Here is a 25602-nt window from a genome sequence, read left to right as displayed (position 1 = left end):
TCAATAAGCCCTACACTAAATTCCTTATAATATCAGGCAAAGGCACGGATTTATTTTGGGTATAATCAATCCAAACTATTTTACTCACCCCTTGTGCCATAAGCGTTTCTTCCTGATACAAATCATGATCCATAATCATGCTGGAATTGCCAAGACTATGTGCCTTGCTGTGTATGGTTACAGTGGCAGGATAAACGATTGGTTTCAGAAAGGTACATGCCACATGGATGACAACAGGACCTGTTTGACCTGTCATTTTGATGTCAAGCTCCCGGAGCCAATCAATCCGGGCTTCCTGAAAATAGTCAAAATAGCGAGCATTGTTAACATGTCCTAATGCATCCATATCGCCCCAAGCGATATCAAAAGTTTTTTTATGTATTATTTTGTTTATTTCAGTCATGATAAGTCCATAGGATCAACATCCACATTCCAGCGGATGCCATTACTTAATTTGTTCATTGTTAACCACTCTCTTAATTGCGTCAATGAACTTTTTAGAACTTTTCTTGAAGGGGATTTAATTAATAGTTGCATCCTATGCTGGTTAGCTTTTCGTGGCAAAGGAGCTGGTGCAGGACCCAGTACCGTGAGAGGATGAGCCTGAATTTGATCTTTGGTTGCTTTTAGGAACTGATCCACTTTGTTGACGGTTTTGCCCTGAGCTCTGATGACCGCTAAAAACTGAAAAGGGGGCATTTCAGCCTCTTGTCTTGAAATTAATAAAGCGTTTGCAAACTCATCATACCCATGCTGAATGAGTAGATTAAGCAGGGGATGCTCAGGTAAATAAGTTTGAATCAATACTTGCCCGGGATGTTCTGCTCGCCCAGCTCGTCCAGATACTTGAGTTAATAATTGCCCCAAATGTTCAATAGCCCGGAAATCCTGGTTGTAAAAGCCTGCATCAGCATCTACGACAACGACCAGGGATAGGCGGGGGAAATGGTGTCCCTTGGCTAGCATTTGAGTGCCTATGATCAGCTGAGCTTCTCCTTTATTAATTTTGTCCAAATGGCTGTTTAGAGAATTTTTTTTACGAACCTCATCTCGGTCAATGCGTAAAACATTCGTATCTGGAAACTGATGGCTTAAAAACTCATAAATTCTCTGGGTGCCAGATCCTACGGGGATTAGTTCCTTGCTTTGGCAGTTATTGCAAAACAAGGGTATTCTTTGGGTTAATCCACAATGATGACAAATCATTTGTCCTGCCTGTTTATGCAAGGTTAAATGGCTATCGCATGCTTTGCAATCAACCATCCATCCACATTGATGGCAAAGTAACACTGGGGCAAAGCCGCGTCGGTTAATGAAAACAAGGACCTGGTTTTGTTGCAGCAAATGATTTTCTATGATTTTAAGGGTTGGGAGAGCCAAGCCATGCTGTACCATTTGCGATCGTAAATCAATCAGTTGATAGTGTAATGGTGTAGTGGAGGCAGCTTTATGCGTTAAGCGTAATAAATTATATTTTTTTTGTTTGCAGTTGTGGATGGTTTCCAGACTGGGAGTGGCTGTACCAAGAATGATAGGAATATTGGCAAGATGAGCACGCATTAAAGCAGTATCTCGCGCAGAATAACGCACCCCTTCCATTTGTTTGAGCGAACTGTCATGCTCTTCATCGATGATAATTAAACCGAGATTGGGCAGAGGGGTAAAAACGGCAGAACGAGTTCCAATCACCATTTTAACTTTGTTCTCTTTTGCCAGCTGCCAGGCAATTTGTCTTTCTGATGCATTCAAATTGGAATGTAATACGGTTATGGGATGGTTAAATCGGGCTGTAAAACGAGATAAAAGCTGAGGGGTTAACCCGATTTCTGGTACCAGCACCAATACTTGTTTGCCTTGCTCCAATATTTTGGCGATGACATGCAAATAAACCTCTGTCTTACCACTTCCGGTAACACCTTGCAGTAAAAAGCATTGGTAGTGATGGATGTGTTCGAAAATGGAAGCTACGGCAACGGCTTGTTCAGGATTGAGTGTTAGCGGTGGACTGAGTTTTTCAGGAATTTTGGTTGGCAAGGTAACTTGCTGTGACATGTTAATGGCTTGACAAGCAAGTAGTGCCGCAATTTGAGTTCCGTTGTAGCCATGTTGTTTTAGGGTCTGTTTGGAAATCCCTTTCTGGTGCCTGCTTAAAAAATCAATCAACTCATGTTGTTTTTTTGCTTTTTTCGAGAGGAGTGTTTTTGCCTTTTCAACAGGTATATTCAATTGATAAAAATCTTCTGTAGGTAGTGAGCAGGGTAAGCCCAGGCGATATTTTTTGGGTATTACCAAAGGAATCACTTCAGATAATGGTGACTGATAATAGCTTCCTACCCATAGACAAAGCTCTAAGAGAGCTTCAGGAACGAGAGGTTTCTCATCGATTATTGAAGTGATTTTCTTTAACGAATGGCCCGTTTGCTGGTCACAAACTTTATTGATTACAATGCCCACTCGGGTTTGATTACGGAAAGGAACCCATACTCTTCCGCCAATGCATGGAGTTAAATCCAGGGCTTCGTAATCAAAACAATCTCGATTGGTATGGGGGATACAAACTTGATAAATATCGTTCATTTAACTTCTAAGCCATTCATGACTCGCTGATTGGCCGGGCGCGGAAAACACTTTGACTACTACTTTTTCGATACGATGTTTATCTAACTCCTCTTTTTCTTTAATCAGTTCATTAACAAACCAGCGTGATAACTCTTCCACGGTAATATTGGTTAAGGGCATTAAGGTGACATCTTCTTTAAGAAAAGGGATTTTTTTCTTATTGAAGATGAAATAATAATATTCTTCGTCTTCCGAGTATTCTAAAAAAGGTGAAAATTGTGGCATAAGAAAAGTTTGATTTAAGTAGCGGCATAATTTATGAATCCGCTCTTTGTAATAACGGTAATCAAAAGTCATACCATTTTCTTCTACCCAGGTAGTTAGAGCCAAATAAACAGAATACATATGACCATGCAAAGGCTCTCTTTCTGTTGCCGAAAAGATGGTGGTATGCCCGGCAGAAAACTTCATGGATTCTTTCTGTAATTCCACAGTAGTCAGATATTTTTTCATAATTATAAATTCACTCTCTTATCATTTATCAGAAAACCATTTAAATCAATTTCCAGATCTTTGGTTAACGCAATGACTTTGAATAGCTCTCCCATTTCACTCGGTTGAGTTAACTGTTTAATGGCCTGCTTTGCTGCAAACAGTTCCTGTTCATCATCAAGAGTATGGATTAAGCTTAGCAAACCGTTCGCCAGCAAAAAAGAGGCTTGATTAGTATACCCTGCAATATGAAATCCCGCCTGGTGCCCTGCCTCAGCGACATGAGTAAAATCAACATGTGCGGTGATATCTTGTTCTCCCGGGTTAAGTAAAGGATTGGGATGAGAATAATGTTGATAATGACACATTAACGTGCCTTGATTACGATCAGGGTGATAGTATTCATGGCGAGGGAAGCCATAATCAATAATAAACAAAGCTCCTTTTTTCAACATATGACTGCAATTCAACAGCCAATCATCAAGAAACAAATTAGCCTCAGTAAGGTAAGGATAATCCAGTGGTGGTAAACGATTTTTGATATAGGCCAATAGTCGTTGATTTTGTACTGGTTTGAAGATTTCTGCTAATTGATCATGTTCATCCAGAGTGACATAGCTTTCCAGGATTTCTGTTTCAGATTGCATAAAGCGATAAACTGGCATGGCATCCAGTACTTCATTCGCTATTATCACTCCATTAAAAGGGGCCTCAGGCCATTTGTCCAGCCAGTGAATCAAACCGGCCAATTGCGGGATTTTTTGTTGAATCAATTCTTGCTGACGATGACGTAAGTTAGCACTTACTTCCAGGATGAAATACGATTCAGGCAAGCATTGTAATTGTTCCAAATGAGTTAATGTATCAATACAGAGCTTTCCAGTTCCGGCCCCAAACTCGAATAGTACGGGGGAGTCCAGCAAGGGAAGAATTTGTTGGAATTGGTTGGCTAAAGTTTTGCCATACAAGGAGGTTAATTCAGGAGCAGTGATAAAATCACCGTGTTTTCCTAATTTTTGCAGTCCTGAAGTATAATAGCCTTCATAGGGGGCATAGAGTGCTTGCTGCATAAAGTCTATAAAAGGGATTTCTTTTTGCAGCTTTAACTGGTTTATTAGAGTTTGTTTTAAATTCATAATCACTTAAACTATCGTTAGACTTCTTTTAAACTCTCTGTGAACAAGAGGGTGCAAGGAGAAACAAAGAAAATACTGAAGTGTACACAATAATACTTGAGGATTCGAGCATCCTGGCTGATTACTTTTTGCAGTGAGGTTGCGAAAGGAGTCTGTTACCATATGGGGAACGTACCTTGAATCAGACAAACACGCAAGAAGCCAAGGTTGCTTTAGTGACTGGAGGCGCTAAACGCATTGGCGCGGCAATTGTTAAAAAATTACATCTCTCTGGATATCAGGTAGCCATCCATTGTCGTTCTGCTTTGTATGAAGCCGATATTCTGGCCAAAGATTTGAATCGGTTGCGTACGAATAGCGCCATTGTCATGCAAAAAGAATTAACTGAGCCTGATGCAGCAGAAGAGATCATATCCAAAGTGAAACATTGGGCCGGTCGTTTGGATTTGCTAGTGAATAATGCTTCTGTTTTTAAACGAACGGATTGCCATTTATTGAATGAGGCAGACTGGCAATATCTGTTTGCAGTGAATGTCCAGGCTCCCTTTCTACTGAGTATGGCAGCTTGTCCTTTACTGGCTCCATGCAAGGGTTCCATTATTAACATAACTGATATTCATGCAGATAAGCCACTTAAAGGATATTCGGTATATTGTCAAACTAAAGCCGCATTGGAGATGCAAACGAGGTCGCTTGCTCGTGAGCTGGCACCAGAAATAAGAGTCAATGCCGTTGCGCCTGGTGCCATTGCCTGGCCTGAGAATGACAATAGTTTAACTGCGGAAGCACAACAAAAAATTATCGAGAAAACACCGTTAAAAAGCCATGGCAAACCCGATTTTATCGCTCAGGCTGTTCTTGCTCTGGCTGAAAATTCATTTATCACTGGTCAAACATTGAAAGTAGATGGAGGTAGAAGTTTGACAAGCTAAAATTTTTCGTAAATCCTGAACCATTGGATCCACTGCATTTTAGGTTGTTAAATGTTCTTTGTGATTTGTTTTAATCTACTTTGTTGCTTATAATATAACCAGATTGGCGTCTATTTGGAGATGTTATGAGTGAACAATATTGGCGTTTCAAATTGATGACTGAGGGTGGATGTAGTCAAAATGAAGCAACCAGACTTATAACCGTTTTAAAACGTAAATTGCAGCCATTCCCTGAGGAGTCAATCAATAAATTATTCGAAAACGATAATTTTTGTAATCGACTTTCCTCTTACATGGCTTATGGATTTGGCGCAGCAGAAGAATGGATAAAAAAGCAAAAAATATTAAGTAATATCCAACCGTTAACTTCTGAACAAAGAGTTGATATCACACCAAAGAAGGACACGGTTAGTGATAATAAGCCGAATATCTTTGGCGCTGCAATTACATTTGGAAAATCACCTGTAGTGAAGCTTCTTAAGCAAAATGCCAGAGAAATATGCGAATCAATTTTAATGGATGAACCAAATCTAAAACAGGTCGAATACATATTCAGGTTATTGGCACTTCAAGTCCAAGAGGCTTATTCAGGTGAGCAAGCTGAAAAGTTATACGAATGTATTCGGGATAAAAAGCCAATACCCTCAAAATTTGAGGAAATATTGCTCCCAATAGTGAATAGTATTAAAGAGAACCATACAGAAATCCTTAATGAATCTAAAAGGAATCACTTGGGAGTAACTATTCAGTTAGACGATCCCTATAGTTTTTCAACAAAAAATTCTTTTTGTATTTGGTTTAGTAATAATCCTAATAGTGCCATGCCAAAAAAAATTAAAGATATTTTGGAAGAAAGAGCCAAACAAAATGCGCCAGGAGTAACAAAATTAGTTTACAGCCGAGCTTGTTTGACCAGGAGAGAAAATACTAATTTCGTTCAGTGGGCAAAAGAGAAAGGTATTACATTATTAGATCTTGATGAGTTAAAATGTCAGGGTGAGGATTTAGAGTTATGGAATTTGGCACAGACCGAGTTAAAGGCGATGCGTGAAGGTAAAGGAGGGAATCCTGCTGCTGCCTCTGATCTGGTGCGATGGATATCAGATGTCATAGGAGATGTTCCCATAGCCTACGTTGATGCCGATATGCCAATGCTTACTGGTAATAAAAGCATTAAGTCTGAAGAGGTTTATGCGGGACATCCTGTGCTATTAAATATGGGATCTGCATTGGTTAAAGATGGGGTTAATTTGCCCATGGAAAATGTTGCATTTAATACGGATATTATCAATTTCACTGGTGAATGTAAGGATAGAAGTATTGCCATTAAACGGATTGCACAATCGCTGATTGGCAACTACCTCCATGTTACAGAGCGGATTTCTAAGAGTGGTAATCCAGAACTCAAGAGACTTGGCCTGATGCCAGGCTACCATCAGCTTTTGAAAGATTGTGAAGAAAACAACAACAACTTGTCTCTACCGATGTTACGAAAAGCATTGACACAGGCTCACAGTAATTTGAGTTCTTATGTAAGATTTATTGGAGTACAGCGATTTGCTGAAATGGTTGGTGCACCAGAGGATGCCCCATTATTCCAGGAAGCATTGCAACAAGGTAATACCATTGTCTTAACAAATGCATTAGTGGCTTATTTAGTTCATGGTATGGATAACGTATCAAGATTAAACTCATCTGAAAAAGAGAATTTAATTAAGAAATATTTGGGCACTCAGCTTTCTTTATTATACAAACCCTTGGTGATGGAGTTCTCTGGGCCCAGTGCAGTAACTCGTGAAATACTACCGCTATTACCTACTGGTGAACCAGCACGTTATATTGAAAACCTCAAACAACCTGATGCACAAATTTTACGTGTATTGCAAGCGCATGCCTGTGTGGCTGGGAAGACTAATTTTACTTCCGATAATATTCCAAATTGGATAACTTCCTCAGAAGAAGTTGAGCGTACACAATCCCTGCGAACGGACGGCTTGAGTTGGATGCCTAGTGAGCAAGCACGATTATCAAAATAAGTTTAATTGAATAAGTATAATTTCTATTAAAAAACTCATAATCCTTGGATTAGATAGTCTTGTAATCCAAGGAAGTTCTCCTCATAACCCTTTAATCTCTATCAGCGGGCTCGGTTGGTTGAAGTTTGATAACCTAGGGTTGTATACTGGATTTCATTGCAAATAATCAGTGTACTGTATAGGGAGTACTGCTATTATGTCAAAATGGATTTTATTATCGGGCTCACTTTTTTTCTTCTTATTCTCTTTAAGTGTTCACTCCAATTCTTTTGATAAAGATCAGTTAGTGCAAAGATGCCAGATTCTTCATGAGGGATTAAAGGAGTTGGAATCTCACCAATACAAGGGGATATGTCGGCATAAACTGGCATTAGCTGCAAATAAGATATTCTCTGCAAAAGTTAGAATTGTTTATGAGAATTACAAAGGCGCTAAACAAGATCTTTCCGTATCAATGAATAATTTGAAATTTGCAGAAGATATTTCTTGTGTTTTTAAGTCAGAGATTACCAAGGCCAGAATGGAAGCCCGGGAAATTCAGCGTGAGCTGAACTAAATAGCGGAATGTAATGGTTATCAAATTATAGAAATAATATACAAGTCCTGACCTTATATCATGAGGCGGCAACTAATATGTTGGAAACTCTGTGAGTTGCCTCAGCTAAAAAATCCTTGATTTCCATTAATGAACCTAATTGATAGAACTGTTGCAGTTGTTGTTCGTTCAGTTGCTTTTTGAAGTAATAGCGGACCAGAGACTTGCTTTGCAGTACCGCTTTATGCTCGTTTTCAAGGCATGATAATCCTTCGAGGTGGAGCATAAACAGGTTTAATTTCTCGTCAAAAGCGACATCATTTGTTTCCAGATTCAATAAATCTCGATATAGCCAGGGTTTGCCTGTACCTGCTCGAGAAATCATAAAACCATCGCACACGCTGATTTCCAAGGCCTTTCTTAAGCTGGATATATTGCTAATATCACCATTCACAATGACTGGTATATTGACAGCATTCTTGATATTTGCAATATGCTGCCAATTGCATGGAATATCATAATCTTCTGTCCATCGCCTGCCATGTACTATCAGGGCATGAGCACCAGCGTCCTCTATTTGTTTGGCTAAGGTTAAATCCTTTTCATTGTTTTGAATGCGTATTTTAATAGTCAGCGGAATGCTGATCGCTGCGCGTACCCTGGAGATAATGGCAATCAATTTTTGTGGATCTTCCAATAAAGCGCTACCGGCTCCCTTTTTACGAATTTTGCTTTTAGGGCAGCCGCAATTAATGTCAATTAGATCCGCACCCAGTGATTGCAGTTTAGCTGCTGCTTCTGCAAGGACATGTGGCTCATTTCCGGAGATTTGGTAAGCCAGGAGTTTTTCTGTGGGAGCTCTATAAATATACCGGGATTGAGAGGAGTGTTTATGAAGAATGTCGATGGCAGAACACATTTCAGAAACGCAATAAGCAGGCGGTGTATAAATATTGAATAGATCTCTGAAAGGGGCGCAACTGTATCCTGCCAAAGGTCCTTGAATCAGTCGATGAGGGAGGGTTAAAGAGCCGATTTGCAAGGGGCTGTTAATAAAAGTGTGCATCAATGGAATTAAAGGATATAATCGCTTTTTATTTTAACATGATTCATCATGAAGAACCAGAAAAAAGGGAGAGGCTTCCACAACATGGACAGGAGGTATTTATCACCTTTGGAGCTGCTTAGTATTGCTACACAACATGCCTATGCTGCAGATTATATGTTGCAGCAAATTTCCAATGGAATGTATCGAGGTGGGGAGACCATCGAGGTTTTGTCTCCAATCACTTCACTAATGTACGTTGCTTTTCAGCTAACCTTCAAAGCTTATTGTTTGCATGATCACAGGCCAATAAAGGAATATAAAAATCTAATGGAATTGGTTGAGTTGAATAGTCATCTTGGTTTATCCAGCAATGATATTTTTCTTTTAAAAACTTTATCAAGACAGCAAGTGTTTAATAAAGGCGTAGATTATGACCTTTGGGAAAATCAGCAACAATTGCATGTGTTTTGTGAGGAAATTATTTCATTGTATGAGAGAGTACAGTCGATGATGCCTCTGGAGTTGCAAAGTGACTATCTGGAATGACCGGTTGAATTAGCGCCCTGTTAAGTGCCTATGCTTTGGTTTCCTCCTGTTATGCATGGCTCAGGATGCACTAAGAACCTATCAAAATGATTTTTTTTTATCCAAAATAGGCTCATTCTACTTGGCATCCCAATGGATTCAAGTTAGGATATTATTTTTTTAAAAGGGTAATTGTCATGGAGCAACTAGACGATACAGTCGCAGATAATGTGCAACAAAAAATACTACAGTTAAGTCGTTACCTTAATTCGCGTATTTTGGGTCAAAAAGATTTGATCTCTCGTCTGTTGATTGCTTTGCTAGCAGATGGCCACTTGTTGGTTGAAGGAGCCCCAGGTTTAGCAAAAACCAGAGCCGTTAAAGAGTTGTCAGACGTAGTTGAAGGTGATTTCCATCGTATTCAATTCACACCTGATCTGCTGCCTGGCGATTTAACTGGTACAGACGTCTATCATCCGCAAAATGGTTCTTTTGTCTTTCAGCCAGGTCCTATATTCCATCATCTTATCCTGGCAGATGAGATTAACCGCGCTCCTGCCAAAGTACAGTCAGCCTTGCTTGAAGCAATGGCAGAAAGGCAAGTCACTATTGGAGGAAAAACCTATCCTCTGCCGGAATTGTTTCTGGTCATGGCAACTCAAAATCCCATAGAACAAGAAGGGACTTACCCTTTACCAGAGGCCCAATTGGACCGATTTTTAATGTATGTGAAAATTAGCTACCCTGATGCAAAAGTAGAACATGACATTTTAACTTTGGCACGAAAAGAGGCACTGGGTAATTCAATGGAAAATCAAATCAAAGTGACAAAATTATCCCAAAAAACTTTATTTGAAGCCCGAAGACAGGTATTGAAGGTACATACCAGTGAAGCGCTTGAAAGTTATCTAGTTCAGTTGGTGGTTGCTACCCGCAATCCCGGAGTATATAGCGATGAAATGGGCCGTTGGTTGCGTTTTGGCGCAAGCCCACGTGCTACTATCGCACTGGATCGTTGTTCCAAAGCTCATGCCTGGCTTGCAGGTAGAGATTATGTGACTCCCGATGATATACATGTTATCGCTCATGATGTACTGCGCCACAGGATTTTGTTAAGTTTTGAAGCAGAAGCAGAGGGCATTAGCAGCGATGACTTTATCGATTCTTTATTACGTTTAGTCGCCATCCCTTAGAGGTTTTTTATGACTGAAGGAGTTGTAGCTGAGTTAAGCGAATTAATCGATTTAAGACGGTATGTTCATTCCGTTCATTACAAGCCGCAAGGAAGAGCGTTGCGTTCTGGAAACCATATTTCCAAATTTCGTGGACGAGGGATGGATTTTGCGGAAGTAAGAAATTATCAGGCTGGTGATGAAATCCGTCATATGGAATGGCGTGTTACCGCCCGCACAGGGAGGCCTCATGTTAAAATCTATCAGGAAGAACGGGAAAGACCAGTAGTTCTACTCGTAGATTTTAACCCCTCCATGGTTTTTGGTACCAAGATAGCATTTAAATCAGTGGTTGCTGCACGACTGGCCTCTCTTTTAGCATGGACTGTGATAAAGCAAGGAGACCGTGTAGGAGGATTCTTTTTTTCAGCTACGGAACACAGTGAATTTATTCCGCGCGGACGAGATTCAGGAGTACTCCCCTTATTGGCTTCTTTAAGCCGATACACAGATCAAACGGAAGCTCAGCGAGAAGAAAAACCACGCATGTTAAGTGATGCCTTAATGAGGTTGCGTCGTGTCATTCGGCCTGGAAGTATACTTGTTTTGATTAGTGATTTTTATTCTATGGATGCAGAGTGCGAGAAGCATTTAAATCGCTTGCGAGGCCATAATGACATATTGGCCTATCATATTTGTGACAGAATTGAACTGGCTCCTCCAAAGCCACAGCAATATGCCATTAGCGATGGTAAACGGGAAATCCTTTTAGACACCGGTCTGGAAACTGTTAACACAGCTTATCAGCTCTATTGCCAGCAGAGAATTAATCGATTAAATGAGCAATTTAAGCGGCTGCAAATTCAATATGTCCAGGTAACGGCTGATACTAATCTCACTCAATTGGTGCGCTTGACTTTTCCACGGAGGACTCGTGGCTAAAGCAGAACCATTAGCTCAATTACGAGATATTCATTTGCCTGATCCTGTTGGTTGGTGGCCTCTTGCGCCAGGGTGGTATGGTTTAATGATTCTTATTGTTGTTTTAATAGCAGGTGCTGCCTATTTCATCTATAAAAGACATGTTAATGCATTACCCAAGAAACAAGCCTTGGGTTTATTAACAATCTACAAAGAACAGTATGAAAAAGATAAAAACACTCAACTGGCCAGTGCCCGTGTTTCTGAATTGTTAAAGCGAGTTGCCTTGGTTTATTATCCCAGAGCAGAAGTTGCCAGTATGCATGGCGAAGCATGGCTTGAATTTTTAAACCATACTGGCAAGGGAATTGATTTTACTCCGGTTAAATCGATGCTATTGGATTCACCCTATAAATCATCAGACACGCTGAATTTAAATCCTTTAATTACTCGTGCAGAGAAATGGATTAAACAAAGGGGGGCGCCATGTTCGAATTAGCTACCCCATGGGCCTTGTTACTCATCCCTGTTCCTGTGTTTCTCTGGTATTTGTTACCGCGGGCAAAAGTAAAATTACCTGCCGCGTTGAAAGTTCCTTTTTTTGAGGCAATGGCAGGTATTGTTGAACAAGAGAAGCGGTTAATCTCGGCCAAATCGCTGCTATTAATTCCTGTTGTAGTTTGGTTATTGCTGGTTATCGCCCTGTCTGGCCCACGCTGGGTTGGTGAGCCAAAACCTGTGACACGGGAAGGATATAATATCATGATGGTATTGGACCTTTCAGGCAGCATGGAAATTACGGATATGTTATTACATGGCCGACCAGTCAGTCGTTTGCTCGTCGTGAAAAGGGCTGCAGAACAATTTGTTGAAGACAGAGTTGGAGATAGAATTGGTTTGATTCTGTTTGGTACTCGAGCTTATTTGCAAACACCATTAACCTATGACAGGCATAGCGTATTAATGAGGATAGACGATGCAACTGCCGGTCTTGCGGGTAAGACCACTTCTATTGGTGATGCAGTAGGTTTAGCGGTCAAAAGGTTACAAGATGTTCCCTCAAAAGGAAGGGTTATTATTTTGCTGACGGACGGAGCGAACAATTCTGGCGTATTAGCTCCCTTAAAAGCGGCAGAATTAGCCAAGCAAGATGGAATCAAAATCTATACCATAGGTTTAGGTTCGGAAGCAGATCCAAGAGCATTAACCGGTGATTTTTTTGCACCTAACCTTTCCGCGGAACTGGATGAAAAGACCTTGGAAGAAATGGCGAAAATGACAGGTGGTCGTTACTTCAGGGCGACCGATCCTGAGTCTTTACAATCCATATACCAAACCATCAATCAATTAGAAACCGTGAAGCAAGAACAGGCATCTGTTCGACCTCAAAAAGAATATTATCCCTGGTTCGTTGCTTTTGCTTTGTTGCTATGTTTTTATTGGTTGATTAGCAATGTGAATTTATTTATGTACTTAAGATCTTTTTTAAAAGTAGAGAGGGGCTTAAGTCATGATAGCTGAGTTTCATTTTTTAAGGCCATGGTGGTTATTGATGATAGTGCCTTTGCTTGTGTTGGCAGCAATTTATTGGCAGCAAAAACCAAAATTACATGCCTGGGAAGCGGTATGTGATCCCCATCTTCTGGAGCATTTGTTACAAAGTAAAAGTCAGAGTAAACGTACCTTATCCTTGCTATTCCTATTTTTTAGTATTTTATTTATGATTTTGAGTATTTCTGGACCAACCTGGTATAAACTGTCTCAATCCACTTTCAAGCCAATTCAACCAAGAGTTTTGCTATTGGATATGTCAGACAAAATGATGCTCGGGGATTTATCGCCAAATCGCCTCAGTCGGGCCAAATTCAAATTACATGATTTATTTACTCGGAAGGATGTAGGGCAGTTTGGTTTGATTGTTTTTACAGGTGAGCCTTTTGTTGTATCCCCGTTAACAGACGATGGTCAAACGATATCTTCCTTATTGTCAACTTTGACACCTGATATCATGCCTGTTGGCGGGTATAATTTGGACAGTGCTTTGGAAGAGGCTAGCCAATTAATTAAGCAAGCAGGCTATGATCATGGTGAAATTTTAGTTTTAACTGCCGAAACCCCTTCCTCAAGCGCTATTGAAAAAGCAAAAAAGCTGGCTGAATCAGGCATCTTCTCTTCAATCATGCCAATTAGAGCCGATAAAAATTTGAACCCCTTATTTCAACGCTTCGCAAATGCAGGAGATGGATACTTATTGGCATACTCCCCTGATTCAAGTGATTTGGAAAGGTGGTTGAACGCCTCTCAAGGTAAAGAAAAGTTTGCTCTTGAAAAAAATGAGGACATCCCATTATGGCGTGATGAAGGCCGTTGGTTTTTAATTCCCGCATTGCTTTTATTATTACCCGTATTTCAGCGAGGTTGGATGCAAAGGGTGACCGTATGATGTGGCGGGTTTTAGCTATTGTGGCAGTTTCATTAATATCGAATCAACTTAAGGCATTTAGTTGGTCTGATTTATGGTTTACTCCCGATCAACAAGCTCAACATTTGATGGAAAAGGGGCAATTTGTAAAAGCTAAAGATATTTTTGAGCGCAATGATTGGGCTGCAAGTGCTGCATACAGAGCTGGGGATTACGAGCAGGCCGCGAAATTATTTAATGAGTTAAAAACAGAACAGGGCTACTATAATCAAGGAAATGCTTTAGCGCACCTGGGAAAATATGAGGAAGCAATACGGTCATACGATAAAGCCTTGGCATTGAATCCAAATAATCAGGATGCCCTATATAATCGAAAATTAATCAGCGAATTGTTGAAGAAAGATAAAGAAAAGAAGAAAAACCAGAATCAACAAAATCAGGACAAGCAGAACAAAGATCAACAGAACCAAAATCAACAAAATCAGGACAAGCAGAACAAAGATCAACAGAACCAGAATCAACAAAATCAGGACAAGCAGAACAAAGATCAACAGAACCAGAATCAGCAAAATCAGGACAAGCAGAACAAAGATCAACAAAACCAGAATCAGCAAAATCAGGACAAGCAGAACAAAGATCAACAAAACAAGGCTGAGCAGAATAAAGATCAAAATAAAAAGAATGACAAACAAGAGGGAGAAATTCAGTCGGGGTCGAATCAGGAGAAACAACTTGCCAAAGAGCAATGGTTGAGGTTAATACCTGATGATCCGGGTGGATTAATGAGAGAAAAATTTTTACGTGATCATTTACGTAGAGAGCGTGGGTGGTACCAATGAAGAAATTAATGCTATGGGTTCTATTGAGTTTATTTTCATCATTATCTTTTGCAGAAATCAAAGTTGAGCTTGAGCCTTCACAAGTCACTATGGGAGAAACCTTTAAATTATCCATTACCCAAGAAGATCAACAGGGGGGAGGAGTTCCCGATCTGACTGAATTGCAAAAGGATTTTGTGATTTTGGGAACAGAAAGGCATGTAAACTATTCCATTATTAATGGGCAGGCGCAATCGCAAAGTCAATGGATTGTACTCTTGAGAGCCCTAAAGCCAGGCATTTTTACTATTCCCCCAATAAAAGTAGGTCTTGAACAAAGTCTTCCCGTCACTATCAATGTTCAGGACAGCGCCAAAACACAGGCTTTGCCTGATGACTCTATTCAAAAGCAGGACGTTTTTCTGACGGCTGAAGTGAATAAGAAAAAACCTTATGTTAATCAACAAATTATTTATACGGTCAAATTATACAATAGCAAACGACTGTTAGATGCTGATTATCAAGGTCCAAAAGTTGATGATGCCTTGTTGATTCCGTTAGGGGATACGAAACGTTACCATGCTGTTCATAACAATATTAATTATGTTGTTGAAGAGCAAACTTATGCAATATATCCGCAAAAAAGTGGCTCTTTGAAAATCCTATCACCGACTTTTAATGCTCTTGTTTATGATTATAACCCCCAACGTATCAAAGCGACAGATAAAACGATAAATTTAACTATCAAACCAATCCCTAAACAGTATCAAGGTAAACTATGGTTGCCGGCAAAGCAAGTCAAGTTATCCGAGCAATACGAAAACAGCAATCAGACTCTTAGTCAAGGAAGCACTTTAACACGTACAGTGACCTTGGAAGGAATAGGCATTCCAGCTCAATTATTACCTTCTCTTGCCTTTGATGAAACCAATTTCTTTAGCGTTTATCCAGAGAAAGGAGCTGAACGCAATCAGGTGAAACAAGGTGATCTGATTGGCAGTGTTGAAATCAAGGTCACTTATTTATTCAATAAAGCAGGTAAAACGACAATACCCGAATTGCGTCTTCCCTGGTTTAATACTGAAACAGGTAAAGAAGAAATCGCTGTTTTACCTCCAAGAAGTTTAGATATTATCCCTTCAACTTCCGTCAAGACAAATACCGCGAACCCTCAAGTGACCGATAAAGAAATTACAGGAGGCAGTCAATCAGTGCCAGCTTCTGAGTCGGTTTCCAATGAATCAGGACGTTGGGCTGTGGGACTAGCAATATTTTTTGGTTTGGCCTGGTTAATCACTTTAAGTTTATGGGTATGGCAAAGACGACCAAGAGATTCATCCAGCAAAAAGGAGTATAAAAAAGCGTTGGATGCTTTAAATAAAGCTTGTAATGAATGTAATCCCAAAAAAGCTCGTGATGCGGTTTTAAAATGGGCCTCTATACAATGGCCTGATGCTCCAATGCTTAACTTAACTGATTTAGCACAATTGGTAAGAGACGCGCATTTAAAGAAACAATTGCATCTGCTTTCGCAAGTATTGTACCGAAGTCAGGAAAAAACGTTATGGCGTGGGGATGAATTATTACGAGCGGTGCATGCAGTGAAACGTAACGAATCTGTGAAAAAACGAAAAAGCAGCAATTTACCTCCAATTAATCCATTTTAGAAATGAAATTTATAGAAAGGAATAGTCTTTGTCTGTTATTCCTTTACTGTCAATGGGGACAACTTATTGACAGGATGCTCCCAATCTCTTCGGGTAAAAAATTTTTAGCCTTGACCTTGGGGTTTTTCGTCCTGATTTATACCGCTTTTTGCTGCTAGTCACGAGACTCTTGTCTGATTGGATGCGTCATAATTTAGTAAATCAGAAGTATCGCAGTTGGGATAAGCTCTTCAGACGATTTGGCTAACAAACAGCTATAATGTTATTGATAACCTGGTAAAGAGTAATGCTCTCCCTTTATAAAGCTATCTGGCTATTGTAGGAATTGAGTATGCATGTTAATGAGTACATCCATTATGATGTGCATGAGCTCGCTAAACTCATCAAAGATCAACAGGTTAGCGTTGAGGAAGTTTTGCAGTGTGCACAAGAGCGCCTTTATGAAGTAAATCCTTCATTAAATGCCATAGTTACAGATTGTTTTGAATATGCGCATCAATGCATTGGGAAAATGAGAGGTAATGAACCCTATTATGGAGTCCCTCTATTAGTCAAAGATCTGGGGCATGCGATAGAGGGTATTAGACTAACCGAGGGATCAAGGTTTTTTGCCAATAATCTGGCTGAAACGAACAGTGATTTAATTAATAAATTGATTACCTTGGGTTTTGTTCCTTTTGCAAAAACAAATACCTCAGAATTAGGTCTTTCCTGTGTTACTGAATCCTACTTATTTGGACCTTGCAGAAATCCTTTTGATACTAACAGAACTGCAGGAGGGTCTTCTGGTGGGTCTGCCGCTGCCATAGTGGCAGGTATAGCACCTATAGCCACGGCAAGTGATGGTGGTGGGTCGATTCGTATTCCAGCGGCTTGTTGTGGTTTGTTTGGATTTAAACCAACGTCAGGTTTGATTCCCTCAGGTCCATGGGTTGATGAGTCGTGGTCCGGGATGGCTACCGGCTTTATACTCACTCGCTCCATTAATGATGCTATCGCTTTGTTTAAAAATTTAATAAACCCAATACGACTTAACATGCTATCGAGAAAGAAAAAAAAATTGCTCATTACTGAACTGAAAGGCGCTTTTGCCGAGGTGCCAATTGCAAAGGAATGCCAGGACGCAGTTGAGAAAATAAAAGAAATCCTAAAAAATTCAGGCCACAGATTAAATGAAGTGCACTTGCCATTAGATCTACAAGCTATAAGCTCATGTGCCCATACTTTAATTGCAGCAAATACGTATACAAAAGTAAAAATTCAAGAACAACTCAGTGGCAGAAAACCAATGATTAATGAACTGGAACCCATAACATGGGAGTTTTATTACAGGGGAAAAGCGGTTTCCGCTTATGAGTTAATCATTGCCAAAAACAAACTGTACCAATTACTCAGACCTCTGCATCAATTATTGGAAAAAACAGACATTGTATTAACACCTGCGTTAGCTCAATTGCCATTGTTAATAGGCCAACTGCGGACTGATGAGGAATTCAATAACTATCTACAAAAAAAGAAAGAGTTTTCTCCCTTTACTTCCTTATTTAACCAGGGCGGATTACCTGCGATGACTCTACCGGTTATGTTCCAACATCATTTGCCTGTGTCTATCCAGATGGGTGCGGCAAAAGGTAATGATTGGTTATTATTGGAATTGGCTCATGAATTACAGTCTGTGCTGCCAAAAAATCTAGCGCCTGCATCAATTCCTGGATGCTGATTTTTTGTTAGTTTTCATTTATCCATCCTTGTGTTAAGTTAACTGTAGTTTTTCATTAAATTAAGAATAAGTGATTGTTTTTTATAGTTATAGTCGCTTGAATTTTAAATAATCGACAGTCTATGTACCGCTGCTTGTCAGCGGTATCCACCCGGTGCGTTATGGATGCCTCAGACAAGCTGAGGCACGTAGCTGCTTAATTCGTTGTTTAAAAATCAAGTCACTATATTTTTTCGATTTCAGGGCATTTTGCATAGACAGACAGTTAATAGTTCCAGTGTGAGTGGTTGAAGTTAACAAAGGTAAGTTGTAAATCGATTTCACCAAAGAGGATTTCAATGAAGACATTACCATCCAAAGTAATTTTTATAGGAGCAGGCCCTAGTGGTTTATTTGCAGCACGTCGATTAAAGGAAATAGCAAAATTACAAAATAAGAAAGTAGAATGTATATTTCTTGAACGTGAGCCTGTGGTAGGTGGTAAATGCCATACTTATTCTGATTCTGCTTACCCTGAGTTAAAAACGGAGTGGGGAGCAGCATTGGTTGCCCCAAATTATGGCGTTGTTCTTGATGCATTAGCCGAGTATGGCATTGAATTTGAAAAAGTTATGCCAACGGCTTCTGAAACGATAGAAATCAAACAATTATTTGAAAAGGCAAGTTCTTTAGAAAAAATCAGTATGGAAATGAAGTTGTTTGGAGAATTATGGACTTTTAATAGTGACTACGATGTTTATAAAAAGGCAAAGCAGAGTAAAAAAGCACTTCCAGATAAATTGTTAGCCCCTTTTTCTGAATATTGCAAGCTGAACAACATGACGTATTTACCTGTTTTTTTAAAGCCATTTGTGCCTGGATTTGGTTATGGGGATTTAAATTTTTGCCCAGCTTATTGTGTCCTTGAGTACATGGGCAAACTAACCATGCCAGATATTCTTTTGGCTGAACAATTGATTGGCAGACCTTCTCTGTTAGCAATACATGGTGGTTTTCAACTTTTAATGGAGAAAATCGCAGAACAATTTGATGTGCGTGTCAATGCTGCTGTTTCTCAGATTAAGAGAGAAAAAGATAAGGTTACAGTGACTTATGTGCATAACGGTATCAAGCATATCGAAACTGCCGATACTTTGGTTTTAGCGACTTCGCCAAGAAATTGGGAGTCTCTGGGTTTGGATTTAACTGAAGTTGAAAAGAATTGTATAGTGAGTTTGGATTATTATCGCTATCCGGTTGCTGTGTACAAAATCAAGGGGTTGCCACCGCAACAATATTTTTTCACAAAAGCGCTTGAGGAAACAGGTTTTGGACATTTGGCACTTATCACAACCAGGGATAACCGGAGTAATCCTGAAGACGGGCGCTTGTGCACGGTTTATGTCAATTTGCCCCCCAATAACAAGGAATTTAAATTTGATCATGAAGCGCTAAGAAAAGAATTGGAATCAATCCTGGGAGTAACTGATGTCACGGTTGTAAAAGATAAAATCTGGGAAGATTACATGTCAACTCTTCCCTGGGACTTGCGGTTGCAACTGGATAAAGAACAGCAGCGCACCAATACCATGTATTTGGGCTCTTATGCTCTGGGAAGTTTTGAAGACGTAGCCTGTGTGGCCAATAAGGCAACCGATGCCATGACGGAAATGTATACTCCGATTATGAACTATGAAGAAGATTTCAGTTGGAAAAATGTGAATAGGGCCTGGCAGTTTTTTACTTCACCAACGAAATCGCCACTGACATCGTTGGAGAAGCCTGTAATGTTGGATGATCACTGTAACAGGCCTTAGATAATAAGATAAAAGTGGTACATTTATCGAAGATATTGTACATAATGCTCGCTATTTGTAGAATAGTGTATTATAATTATAATTACTTGTTCTATGAGCATTATTGGTTAAAATCTTGTTTTTCGACAAACTCCTTCCTTATCCTTACCTTGGTCGTGAATTTCTCTCGATAATTACATTGTATTTTTTCTCTTATCGCTCGTTACAAGTGTTTGTTTAATTTTATTTGGAACTTTGAAATGTCTGTGAAAGAAACTGGCCACGTTAAGTGGTTTAATGATGATAAAGGTTATGGCTTCATTAGTCGTGATAATGGTCAAGACGATGTATTTGTACACTTCCGCTCTATCGTTAGCAGCGCCGGGCGCAAAACTTTGTTAGAGGGACAACGTGTGGAATTTCTTGTTACTAAGGGAGCTAAAGGTTTGCAAGCAGAAGAAGTAACTGCTATATAATCCCGTATTCACTGAATTACCTTCCTTTATTGTTTGTCTCAAAACAACAAAAAGGAAGGTGGTTTTTTTAATGCCAATAAATCGCATTAATTTTTTCAATTATGTTTCACTTTTTCTCTTAAGAATTTGTACTGAGACCTGCTTGGTATAAAAGCTGGCAGTAAGATAACGGTATTCCACTTTATTTTCTTTTACCCATTCTTGAAACGCTTTAAATTCATCCTGACGCCAATTGGTATTACCAATGTATTCGTCGAATACTATGATAGTACCTGGAACAATCTGGGAATTTAATTCGTTGAACACTAATTTAGTGGAAGAATAGAGATCACAATCGATATTCATAAAAGCGATAGGTTCGCGGTGATTTTTTTTAAAATCGGGCAAAGTCTCATTAAACCATCCCGCGATTAGAGCGACATTATTTGCCAGGGATGGAATTTTACCGTAGGTGGAATAGGAACCAGCTTTTTCGTGGTGCCAATCTTCGGGTAAACCTTGAAAACTGTCGAATCCAAAAATTTTGCGTTTGGGAAAGAGCTCGGCAATATGGGAAATGGAATAGCCAAATCGTACTCCAAACTCCAGTATTAAGCCTTTAGAAGAAACCTGTGGCGCTAATAAATCAAATGTTTGATAAGTTGTCCCGCTACATAGCAAATTCTTGTCCGAATGTTTATGAAGATAATCAGCCGCATCGATGAGATCAAAGCGTTTGAAAGAGCGATAAGTTTCTATAGGTGTCTTGTTTAAGCCATCGAGGATATCAATAGCAATTCGCTGGCAGCAAAAATAATCATTGGCTGGTATTCGTTGAATTGCCCTGTCTAAAAGAGCCTTTACTGCTTTTTTATCATTTAAAGCCAGATATACCGCATGAAGTAAAATGGTTATGTGTCCATCCTTGTCTGTTTCTTCAAGCGGTTCAAGTAAGAAGCGTGCCTCCTCAATTTTATTGAGATCAAGCAAAATAATTGCTCTTGCCCAACTTGTTTTGGGAGTATTGAACTGATTTACGTACGGGAATATGGAGTATGCTTCTTTTACCCTTCCTTGTTGCCTTAGAGCATAAAGGTAATAGGCGAGGCTTTCGCCATCCATTTCTTCAATTTTAAATGATTCAAAAAGCTTGCAGGCTGAAAAGGAATAATTAGCGTGGGCCAGAGTTTTTGCCGTCATTAATCCTATATCTGTTTTGAATTCACTGAATAAATAAGCTTGCCAGTACATAGCAGCTGCTTGTATGGCTTTACCCATGCGCAGCAAAACGGTTCCCTTTTGATAATAAGCACCAGAAAACTGAGAATTTATGGCCAAAGCTTCCTCATAAAATTTTAAGGCAAGTGGCAGATCCCCTTTTTCTAAAGCTTTGTCTCCCTCGGATTTAATCTCTACAGGATCTTGTTGGGTCATTTGTTTTCTCCGTTACCTACCTCTATATTAGTATTTTTTTATTGGAAATGGAGTTGTATGCAAAAAATCTTTATTAATCAATTTCATGAAAAAATAATTGCTGGCATTCATATCAGACTAGGGTATAATGAGCATACCAAAGACAAGCCAGGATGTCTTAATGATAAAACCAATCACCCTGCTTTTGCTTTTTTGTTCTTTCAGTGTTAATGCCTCAATTCTCGTCAATGGTACTTTCGAAGCAACAAAATCATGCCCTGCTTTCCTTTCCAAGAATCGTAAGTCAAATCCTGATAATTTAATGGTTGAGCCTAACCAGAAATATCAATTAAAAGAAATTAATAAAACCAAACCGGATTGGTTGCGTATACAATTTTCAGACAATCAACCTAATCTGCGCTGGGTGAGTGTTGATTGCGGGATCATTGAATACACTGAGCGTCCAAAAGCGAGCTGTGATCTTACTCCCGGGATGGCTGATTCTTATGTGTTGGCTTTAAGCTCACAGCCAGGTTTTTGTGAAACTTATGGGTATGAAATAGGTAAACCAGAGTGTTTGAAATTAACAAAGACAGCCTATCAGGCTAATCATTTGATCCTGCATGGATTATGGCCTAATCAGGAAGCTTGCGGCCAAAATTATGGCTATTGTGGAATACGCCCTCGAACAAACCATTGCGATTACTTACCGCTGGATTTATCGTCTGATGTTGCTCAAAATTTAAAGAAACTAATGCCGAGCTACAATTATGGCAGTTGCCTGGAGCGCCATGAATGGAACAAACATGGAAGTTGTCAGGATTTAAGCACAGACAGTTATTTTACTTTGGCTATGCGCTTAACTGCTGAAGTTAATAACACAGCGTTTGGCCAATATCTTACAGCCCATCGTGGTGATACAGTAAAGTTGGTTACATTGCGTGAATTCATTAAAAGATCTTTTGGGGAAAACAACGCAGGGAAAGTAACTTTAAGTTGCAAGAATGGGATCTTGGTGGATATTTATGTTCAATTACCTGCTCTCCTACCCTTTAATGAGTCTATAGAGTCTTTGGTTGATAAAGCCAGTCATTCGCAGCACCATGATTACTGTAATAGCAATGTCACCATTTCTGATTTTAGTAATGAAAAATGGTTATAAGCGTTTGTATTGCGGATATGAATCTTTTACAAAATATCTTTAAAAACACCATTGCCTTGTTTCCTTCTAGGGAGACTGCCTTGCACATTGTCAAAACTTCCTCTAATGTAGAGAGATTATTGATATAGGAATTAAGATTATGCTAAAGCGGTGCTACTTATTGATTTTACTTATCTTTGTATTGGCAAGCTGCGCCCATCATAAACCTCAAACACCTCCGGCGGAGGTTAAAAAATCAGGTAGCAGTACACGGCAGTTTCGCCAAGTGTCATCGTTCAATCAAATCGTAGTTCAGGGACGACTCAATGTTAATTTGCATACCGGATATAATAAACCGGAAGTCATGTTAAGAGGTGATCCCAGAGATTTGGTTCAAGTAAGAACAGTAGTAAAACAAAATACACTCTATGTATCATTGGGGCAAGGATACCCGGATTATGGGGCTGTGACTGTGGATATTAAAACCAAATTCCTAAACCGCTTCCGCTATGAGGGCGCTGGGGTTGTGACAGGGAATAATTTACGCACCAGTTATTTGGATTTGTATTTGGCGAATGAAGGTAGCACCAGGCTGGCAGGAAACATTGGGTTACAAAAACTGGAGGCAGTCGGTAATGGTGTGACACAAATCAATGGTGTATCCAGCAGGAATCTGCAAATCGTATTGAAAGGGGATCCCAAAGTACTGATATCTGGTTTTGTCAATCTCAGACAGCTTGATATGTATGGGAAGGGTACATTAAGTTTATATTGGATAAAAAGTGATACTTTAACCATTAGAGCAAAAAAGGCAGCCAAAATTCAATTGGCTGGAATTGTAAATCGGTTGGATGTCGAATTATGGGATTTTGCTCAATTTAAGGGAAAATATTTACGAGCGCAACGTAGTTTTGTGAAAACCCATGATAAATCCATGGCGGAAATTTCTGCTGTTAATCATCAAAGCAGCCTTGCTACTGATGCCAGCGATATTTACTATTATAACTTATCAAAAACTCGGGCTGATTTCATGGCATTTAATGGCTCAGTGCTGGATATGCGTGAATGGAGCCAATCTGATCTAAAAGATTTTGATAGGTACAATAAGCAGTTTCCCTAGCATTTATTTAGGATAAAAGAGCTAAATTCATTAGGGTAAATCTTTGGTGAATTTAGCTCTTTATAGTTACAGTCGAAACGGAATTCCAATGTTTACTTCAAATCCTTCTTCATCGGATGTGAATGGGTAATTAGGAGTATCTTCCATCATCTTATTAAGGAAAGAGGGGGATACATCCTCGTAGGACTCTTCATCACTATAATTTCCAATGATTAACAACGAAGCTAACCCTTTAAGGAAAATAACGATTTTAGAGGCATTTAGGTTATCATTTTTTAATGAGGCATTATAAAAAAGCATGTTTAATTCCCAAAGAACAAAATGAGTTGTTAAAATACATTGATTTTTTTTCTTATTCAATATTTAAGTTTTATAATGGATGCAAGCTCAAACATCACATGGTTTAATTAATTACAAATCAATTATGGCAATTTTTTATTTCCATTCATTTGCTTTTATTAATACAATCAATAATTTCATTGAGATCATTGTCTAGTGGCAATACGTGAGCAGAATTTTTTAACCAATGTATTTTGACATTGGGTAAATCACAAAATAGTTGTTCTACTTGTTGAGAAGAAACTACTTGATCATGAGTCCCAAGAAAAAGATCTGCCGGGCAAGTTGGGGGGAGCCATTCATATTTCTGAGCCAAGGTTAGCATTTCAATGATTGTGGCAATGGGGAGTTTTCTATAAGCGATTTCAGCATGCTCGTCTGTGACAAGATTCCCAGCGGCGTTGCGAAGTTGACGAAATCCCAAGCACTTAAGAATCTGGGCTAACTTCAGCATGGCATTAATTCGCATGTGTAATTTTAATGCAGGAGCCAAAAGAAAGAGGTGGTTGATACTAAAGGATTGACTTAGTTGGCAGGCTAATAATCCTCCTAGGGATAACCCTAAAATATCAACTTTCTGATATTGATTTATTAGTACTTGACAGGCGTTTGTTGCTGATTGAAGCCAATCAGTCGCTGTGGACTTTGAAAAGGCTTCTATACTTTCGGCGTGCCCAGCCAATACAGGACAAAGGATGGCATCATAATTTTTTAAATTGGGAATCAGATATCGGTAAACTGCCGGTGAAGAAGAAAAACCATGCAATACCAGTAGCGCTCGCTCTTTGCCCTTGCCACGTTGATTGATTGGAGCAAGGAGATTTGCATCTTCCGACTGCAATTCACTGAGATGTTTGCCGCGGCGCATATACCGAAAATCATTAATTTTCATAAAGTAATTCATTTTTCATTGTCATGCCATGTATTTGTATAATAATTGACTTGATTGGGAGCCAATACACTTTCCAAGAAGCAAGTGTATTATCAAACATAAAAATGTAAAAGTTATAATTGTATTAGTTTAATTTTAGTATAAGTATTATGCTATTTTTATTTGTCGTAAAAGACTGGAGTCTGTTGATAATTCGAGCCAGAACTTACGTCCCTCGCCTTGTGCGCAGGAGCCTTGATATCGTGGATAAGCCACGGCACATTGGCATTTTGGATTGAATTGCCAACAGACCGAAAGTGTAAACCCTTTTTATCTTATTCGGGGGCAACAGTCTTTTTCAAAATATGTAAAGACACTGTTTTAATGGAAATTGCCAACAATCAATATTAATAATTACTTTTAGCTATAGAATTATAGAGATGACTTTAATTTAGTAAAATTTTTGTAAATTATTATATCACATTGTCTTTAATTATATCATTTG

25 protein-coding genes are annotated in these 25602 nt (G+C 39.2%); 17 read left to right on the top strand and 8 right to left on the bottom strand.

Translation table 11 applies throughout. The annotated features are described in order from the left end of the window. Positions 1–10: 10 nt before the first annotated feature. The 4 genes from EL201_RS14850 to EL201_RS14835 are packed head-to-tail and all read right to left on the bottom strand — an operon-like array spanning position 11 to position 4187. Positions 11–403: an acyl-CoA thioesterase gene (locus tag EL201_RS14850; RefSeq protein WP_011947746.1), complete on the bottom strand. Its 393-nt coding sequence runs from the start codon at positions 401–403 to the stop codon at positions 11–13. Beyond that, positions 400–2577: a primosomal protein N' gene (locus EL201_RS14845; RefSeq protein ID WP_027222986.1), complete on the bottom strand. Its 2178-nt coding sequence runs from the start codon at positions 2575–2577 to the stop codon at positions 400–402. The genes EL201_RS14850 and EL201_RS14845 overlap by 4 nt, the downstream gene beginning before the upstream one ends. Further along, complete coding sequence (locus tag EL201_RS14840; protein WP_011216699.1) at positions 2578–3072, bottom strand: 6-pyruvoyl trahydropterin synthase family protein; 495 nt, start codon at positions 3070–3072, stop codon at positions 2578–2580. It lies immediately after the preceding gene. 2 nt (positions 3073–3074) lie between these two features. Beyond that, positions 3075–4187, bottom strand: coding sequence for a class I SAM-dependent methyltransferase (locus tag EL201_RS14835; RefSeq protein WP_027221005.1), 1113 nt, complete (start codon positions 4185–4187; stop codon positions 3075–3077). Positions 4188–4363: 176 nt separating this feature from the next. Between EL201_RS14835 and EL201_RS14830 the strand changes: the two genes are divergently transcribed. The 3 genes from EL201_RS14830 (at position 4364) to EL201_RS14820 (ending at position 7711) form a co-directional block, all read left to right on the top strand. Beyond that, entirely contained in the window at positions 4364–5119 is a 756-nt protein-coding gene (locus tag EL201_RS14830; protein WP_027222985.1) for a pteridine reductase, read from the top strand. A gap of 125 nt (positions 5120–5244) precedes the next feature. Beyond that, on the top strand, positions 5245–7155 hold the full coding sequence (gene lgt2, locus EL201_RS14825; RefSeq protein WP_027222984.1) for a Dot/Icm type IV secretion system effector glucosyltransferase Lgt2/LegC8: 1911 nt from the start codon (positions 5245–5247) through the stop codon (positions 7153–7155). A 196-nt stretch (positions 7156–7351) separates the two neighbouring features. Further along, positions 7352–7711 carry a hypothetical protein gene (locus EL201_RS14820; RefSeq protein ID WP_027222983.1) on the top strand — a complete coding sequence of 120 codons (360 nt, stop codon included), beginning with the start codon at positions 7352–7354 and terminating at the stop codon, positions 7709–7711. A gap of 58 nt (positions 7712–7769) precedes the next feature. On the opposite strand, the gene EL201_RS14815 is transcribed toward EL201_RS14820, so the two are convergent. Continuing rightward, on the bottom strand, positions 7770–8756 hold the full coding sequence (locus EL201_RS14815; protein ID WP_027222982.1) for a tRNA dihydrouridine synthase: 987 nt from the start codon (positions 8754–8756) through the stop codon (positions 7770–7772). Between the two features lie 84 nt (positions 8757–8840). Here EL201_RS14815 and EL201_RS14810 point away from each other — a divergent pair, with 84 nt between their 5' ends. The 11 genes from EL201_RS14810 (at position 8841) to EL201_RS14760 (ending at position 20234) form a co-directional block, all read left to right on the top strand. Continuing rightward, a complete protein-coding gene (locus EL201_RS14810; protein WP_027222981.1) occupies positions 8841–9284 on the top strand; it encodes a hypothetical protein in 444 nt (147 codons plus the stop codon). 176 nt (positions 9285–9460) lie between these two features. Further along, entirely contained in the window at positions 9461–10456 is a 996-nt protein-coding gene (locus tag EL201_RS14805; protein WP_027222980.1) for an AAA family ATPase, read from the top strand. Positions 10457–10465: 9 nt separating this feature from the next. Next, complete coding sequence (locus EL201_RS14800) at positions 10466–11377, top strand: DUF58 domain-containing protein (RefSeq protein WP_027222979.1); 912 nt, start codon at positions 10466–10468, stop codon at positions 11375–11377. Further along, positions 11370–11855, top strand: coding sequence for a DUF4381 domain-containing protein (locus tag EL201_RS14795; RefSeq protein WP_027222978.1), 486 nt, complete (start codon positions 11370–11372; stop codon positions 11853–11855). Before EL201_RS14800 ends, EL201_RS14795 begins: the two co-directional genes overlap by 8 nt. After that, positions 11843–12877: a vWA domain-containing protein gene (locus EL201_RS14790; protein ID WP_027222977.1), complete on the top strand. Its 1035-nt coding sequence runs from the start codon at positions 11843–11845 to the stop codon at positions 12875–12877. Before EL201_RS14795 ends, EL201_RS14790 begins: the two co-directional genes overlap by 13 nt. After that, the gene (locus EL201_RS14785; RefSeq protein ID WP_027222976.1) at positions 12867–13799 is read left to right on the top strand and encodes a vWA domain-containing protein; all 933 of its coding nucleotides are present in this window, start codon (positions 12867–12869) and stop codon (positions 13797–13799) included. Before EL201_RS14790 ends, EL201_RS14785 begins: the two co-directional genes overlap by 11 nt. Further along, entirely contained in the window at positions 13796–14617 is an 822-nt protein-coding gene (locus EL201_RS14780) for a tetratricopeptide repeat protein (RefSeq protein WP_027222975.1), read from the top strand. Before EL201_RS14785 ends, EL201_RS14780 begins: the two co-directional genes overlap by 4 nt. Further along, positions 14614–16263: a BatD family protein gene (locus EL201_RS14775; RefSeq protein ID WP_027222974.1), complete on the top strand. Its 1650-nt coding sequence runs from the start codon at positions 14614–14616 to the stop codon at positions 16261–16263. Before EL201_RS14780 ends, EL201_RS14775 begins: the two co-directional genes overlap by 4 nt. Before the next feature lie 331 nt (positions 16264–16594). Continuing rightward, positions 16595–17983 carry an amidase gene (locus EL201_RS14770; RefSeq protein WP_027222973.1) on the top strand — a complete coding sequence of 463 codons (1389 nt, stop codon included), beginning with the start codon at positions 16595–16597 and terminating at the stop codon, positions 17981–17983. Positions 17984–18321: 338 nt separating this feature from the next. Then, positions 18322–19779, top strand: coding sequence for an FAD-dependent oxidoreductase (locus EL201_RS14765; RefSeq protein ID WP_027222972.1), 1458 nt, complete (start codon positions 18322–18324; stop codon positions 19777–19779). Positions 19780–20018: 239 nt separating this feature from the next. Beyond that, a complete protein-coding gene (locus EL201_RS14760) occupies positions 20019–20234 on the top strand; it encodes a cold-shock protein (RefSeq protein ID WP_011216684.1) in 216 nt (71 codons plus the stop codon). 99 nt (positions 20235–20333) lie between these two features. Here the strand turns inward: EL201_RS14760 and EL201_RS14755 are convergent, their stop codons facing one another. Then, positions 20334–21647: a class I SAM-dependent methyltransferase gene (locus EL201_RS14755; RefSeq protein ID WP_027222971.1), complete on the bottom strand. Its 1314-nt coding sequence runs from the start codon at positions 21645–21647 to the stop codon at positions 20334–20336. Positions 21648–21704: 57 nt separating this feature from the next. On the opposite strand from EL201_RS14755, the gene EL201_RS15730 reads away from it, so the two are divergent. From EL201_RS15730 to EL201_RS14745, 3 genes are all read left to right on the top strand, one after another. Continuing rightward, a complete protein-coding gene (locus EL201_RS15730) occupies positions 21705–21857 on the top strand; it encodes a hypothetical protein (RefSeq protein WP_162492804.1) in 153 nt (50 codons plus the stop codon). Then, positions 21808–22788 (top strand): ribonuclease T2 family protein, encoded by a 981-nt coding sequence (locus EL201_RS14750; RefSeq protein ID WP_027222970.1) that lies wholly within the window; start codon positions 21808–21810, stop codon positions 22786–22788. Before EL201_RS15730 ends, EL201_RS14750 begins: the two co-directional genes overlap by 50 nt. Before the next feature lie 139 nt (positions 22789–22927). Beyond that, positions 22928–23887 (top strand): GIN domain-containing protein, encoded by a 960-nt coding sequence (locus EL201_RS14745; RefSeq protein ID WP_027222969.1) that lies wholly within the window; start codon positions 22928–22930, stop codon positions 23885–23887. A 66-nt stretch (positions 23888–23953) separates the two neighbouring features. Here the strand turns inward: EL201_RS14745 and EL201_RS14740 are convergent, their stop codons facing one another. Together EL201_RS14740 and EL201_RS14735 are read right to left on the bottom strand one after the other, a co-directional pair. Further along, complete coding sequence (locus EL201_RS14740; RefSeq protein ID WP_027222968.1) at positions 23954–24187, bottom strand: hypothetical protein; 234 nt, start codon at positions 24185–24187, stop codon at positions 23954–23956. 145 nt (positions 24188–24332) lie between these two features. Then, positions 24333–25118, bottom strand: coding sequence for an alpha/beta hydrolase (locus EL201_RS14735; RefSeq protein WP_027222967.1), 786 nt, complete (start codon positions 25116–25118; stop codon positions 24333–24335). Positions 25119–25602 lie beyond the last annotated feature (484 nt).

The organism is Legionella pneumophila subsp. pascullei (assembly GCF_900637585.1).
Taxonomy (GTDB): domain Bacteria; phylum Pseudomonadota; class Gammaproteobacteria; order Legionellales; family Legionellaceae; genus Legionella; species Legionella pascullei.
The sequence above is the reverse complement of the archived record's forward strand: the minus strand, read 5'-3'. Positions and strand labels throughout refer to the sequence as shown.

Excerpts from the sequence above, each read along its gene's own strand:
- EL201_RS14760 (WP_011216684.1), top strand. The coding sequence starts at position 20,019 with ATGTCTGTGAAAGAAACTGGCCACGTTAAGTGGTTTAATGATGATAAA.
- EL201_RS14820 (WP_027222983.1), top strand. The coding sequence starts at position 7,352 with ATGTCAAAATGGATTTTATTATCGGGCTCACTTTTTTTCTTCTTATTC.
- EL201_RS14775 (WP_027222974.1), top strand. The coding sequence starts at position 14,614 with ATGAAGAAATTAATGCTATGGGTTCTATTGAGTTTATTTTCATCATTA.
- EL201_RS14835 (WP_027221005.1), bottom strand. The coding sequence starts at position 4,187 with ATGAATTTAAAACAAACTCTAATAAACCAGTTAAAGCTGCAAAAAGAA.
- EL201_RS14770 (WP_027222973.1), top strand. The coding sequence starts at position 16,595 with ATGCATGTTAATGAGTACATCCATTATGATGTGCATGAGCTCGCTAAA.
- EL201_RS14840 (WP_011216699.1), bottom strand. The coding sequence starts at position 3,072 with ATGAAAAAATATCTGACTACTGTGGAATTACAGAAAGAATCCATGAAG.
- EL201_RS14805 (WP_027222980.1), top strand. The coding sequence starts at position 9,461 with ATGGAGCAACTAGACGATACAGTCGCAGATAATGTGCAACAAAAAATA.
- EL201_RS14740 (WP_027222968.1), bottom strand. The coding sequence starts at position 24,187 with ATGCTTTTTTATAATGCCTCATTAAAAAATGATAACCTAAATGCCTCT.
- EL201_RS14745 (WP_027222969.1), top strand. The coding sequence starts at position 22,928 with ATGCTAAAGCGGTGCTACTTATTGATTTTACTTATCTTTGTATTGGCA.
- EL201_RS14810 (WP_027222981.1), top strand. The coding sequence starts at position 8,841 with ATGGACAGGAGGTATTTATCACCTTTGGAGCTGCTTAGTATTGCTACA.
- EL201_RS14755 (WP_027222971.1), bottom strand. The coding sequence starts at position 21,647 with ATGACCCAACAAGATCCTGTAGAGATTAAATCCGAGGGAGACAAAGCT.
- EL201_RS14765 (WP_027222972.1), top strand. The coding sequence starts at position 18,322 with ATGAAGACATTACCATCCAAAGTAATTTTTATAGGAGCAGGCCCTAGT.
- EL201_RS14780 (WP_027222975.1), top strand. The coding sequence starts at position 13,796 with ATGATGTGGCGGGTTTTAGCTATTGTGGCAGTTTCATTAATATCGAAT.
- EL201_RS14790 (WP_027222977.1), top strand. The coding sequence starts at position 11,843 with ATGTTCGAATTAGCTACCCCATGGGCCTTGTTACTCATCCCTGTTCCT.
- EL201_RS14785 (WP_027222976.1), top strand. The coding sequence starts at position 12,867 with ATGATAGCTGAGTTTCATTTTTTAAGGCCATGGTGGTTATTGATGATA.
- lgt2 (WP_027222984.1), top strand. The coding sequence starts at position 5,245 with ATGAGTGAACAATATTGGCGTTTCAAATTGATGACTGAGGGTGGATGT.
- EL201_RS15730 (WP_162492804.1), top strand. The coding sequence starts at position 21,705 with ATGCAAAAAATCTTTATTAATCAATTTCATGAAAAAATAATTGCTGGC.
- EL201_RS14750 (WP_027222970.1), top strand. The coding sequence starts at position 21,808 with ATGATAAAACCAATCACCCTGCTTTTGCTTTTTTGTTCTTTCAGTGTT.
- EL201_RS14850 (WP_011947746.1), bottom strand. The coding sequence starts at position 403 with ATGACTGAAATAAACAAAATAATACATAAAAAAACTTTTGATATCGCT.
- EL201_RS14800 (WP_027222979.1), top strand. The coding sequence starts at position 10,466 with ATGACTGAAGGAGTTGTAGCTGAGTTAAGCGAATTAATCGATTTAAGA.
- EL201_RS14815 (WP_027222982.1), bottom strand. The coding sequence starts at position 8,756 with ATGCACACTTTTATTAACAGCCCCTTGCAAATCGGCTCTTTAACCCTC.
- EL201_RS14735 (WP_027222967.1), bottom strand. The coding sequence starts at position 25,118 with ATGAAAATTAATGATTTTCGGTATATGCGCCGCGGCAAACATCTCAGT.
- EL201_RS14845 (WP_027222986.1), bottom strand. The coding sequence starts at position 2,577 with ATGAACGATATTTATCAAGTTTGTATCCCCCATACCAATCGAGATTGT.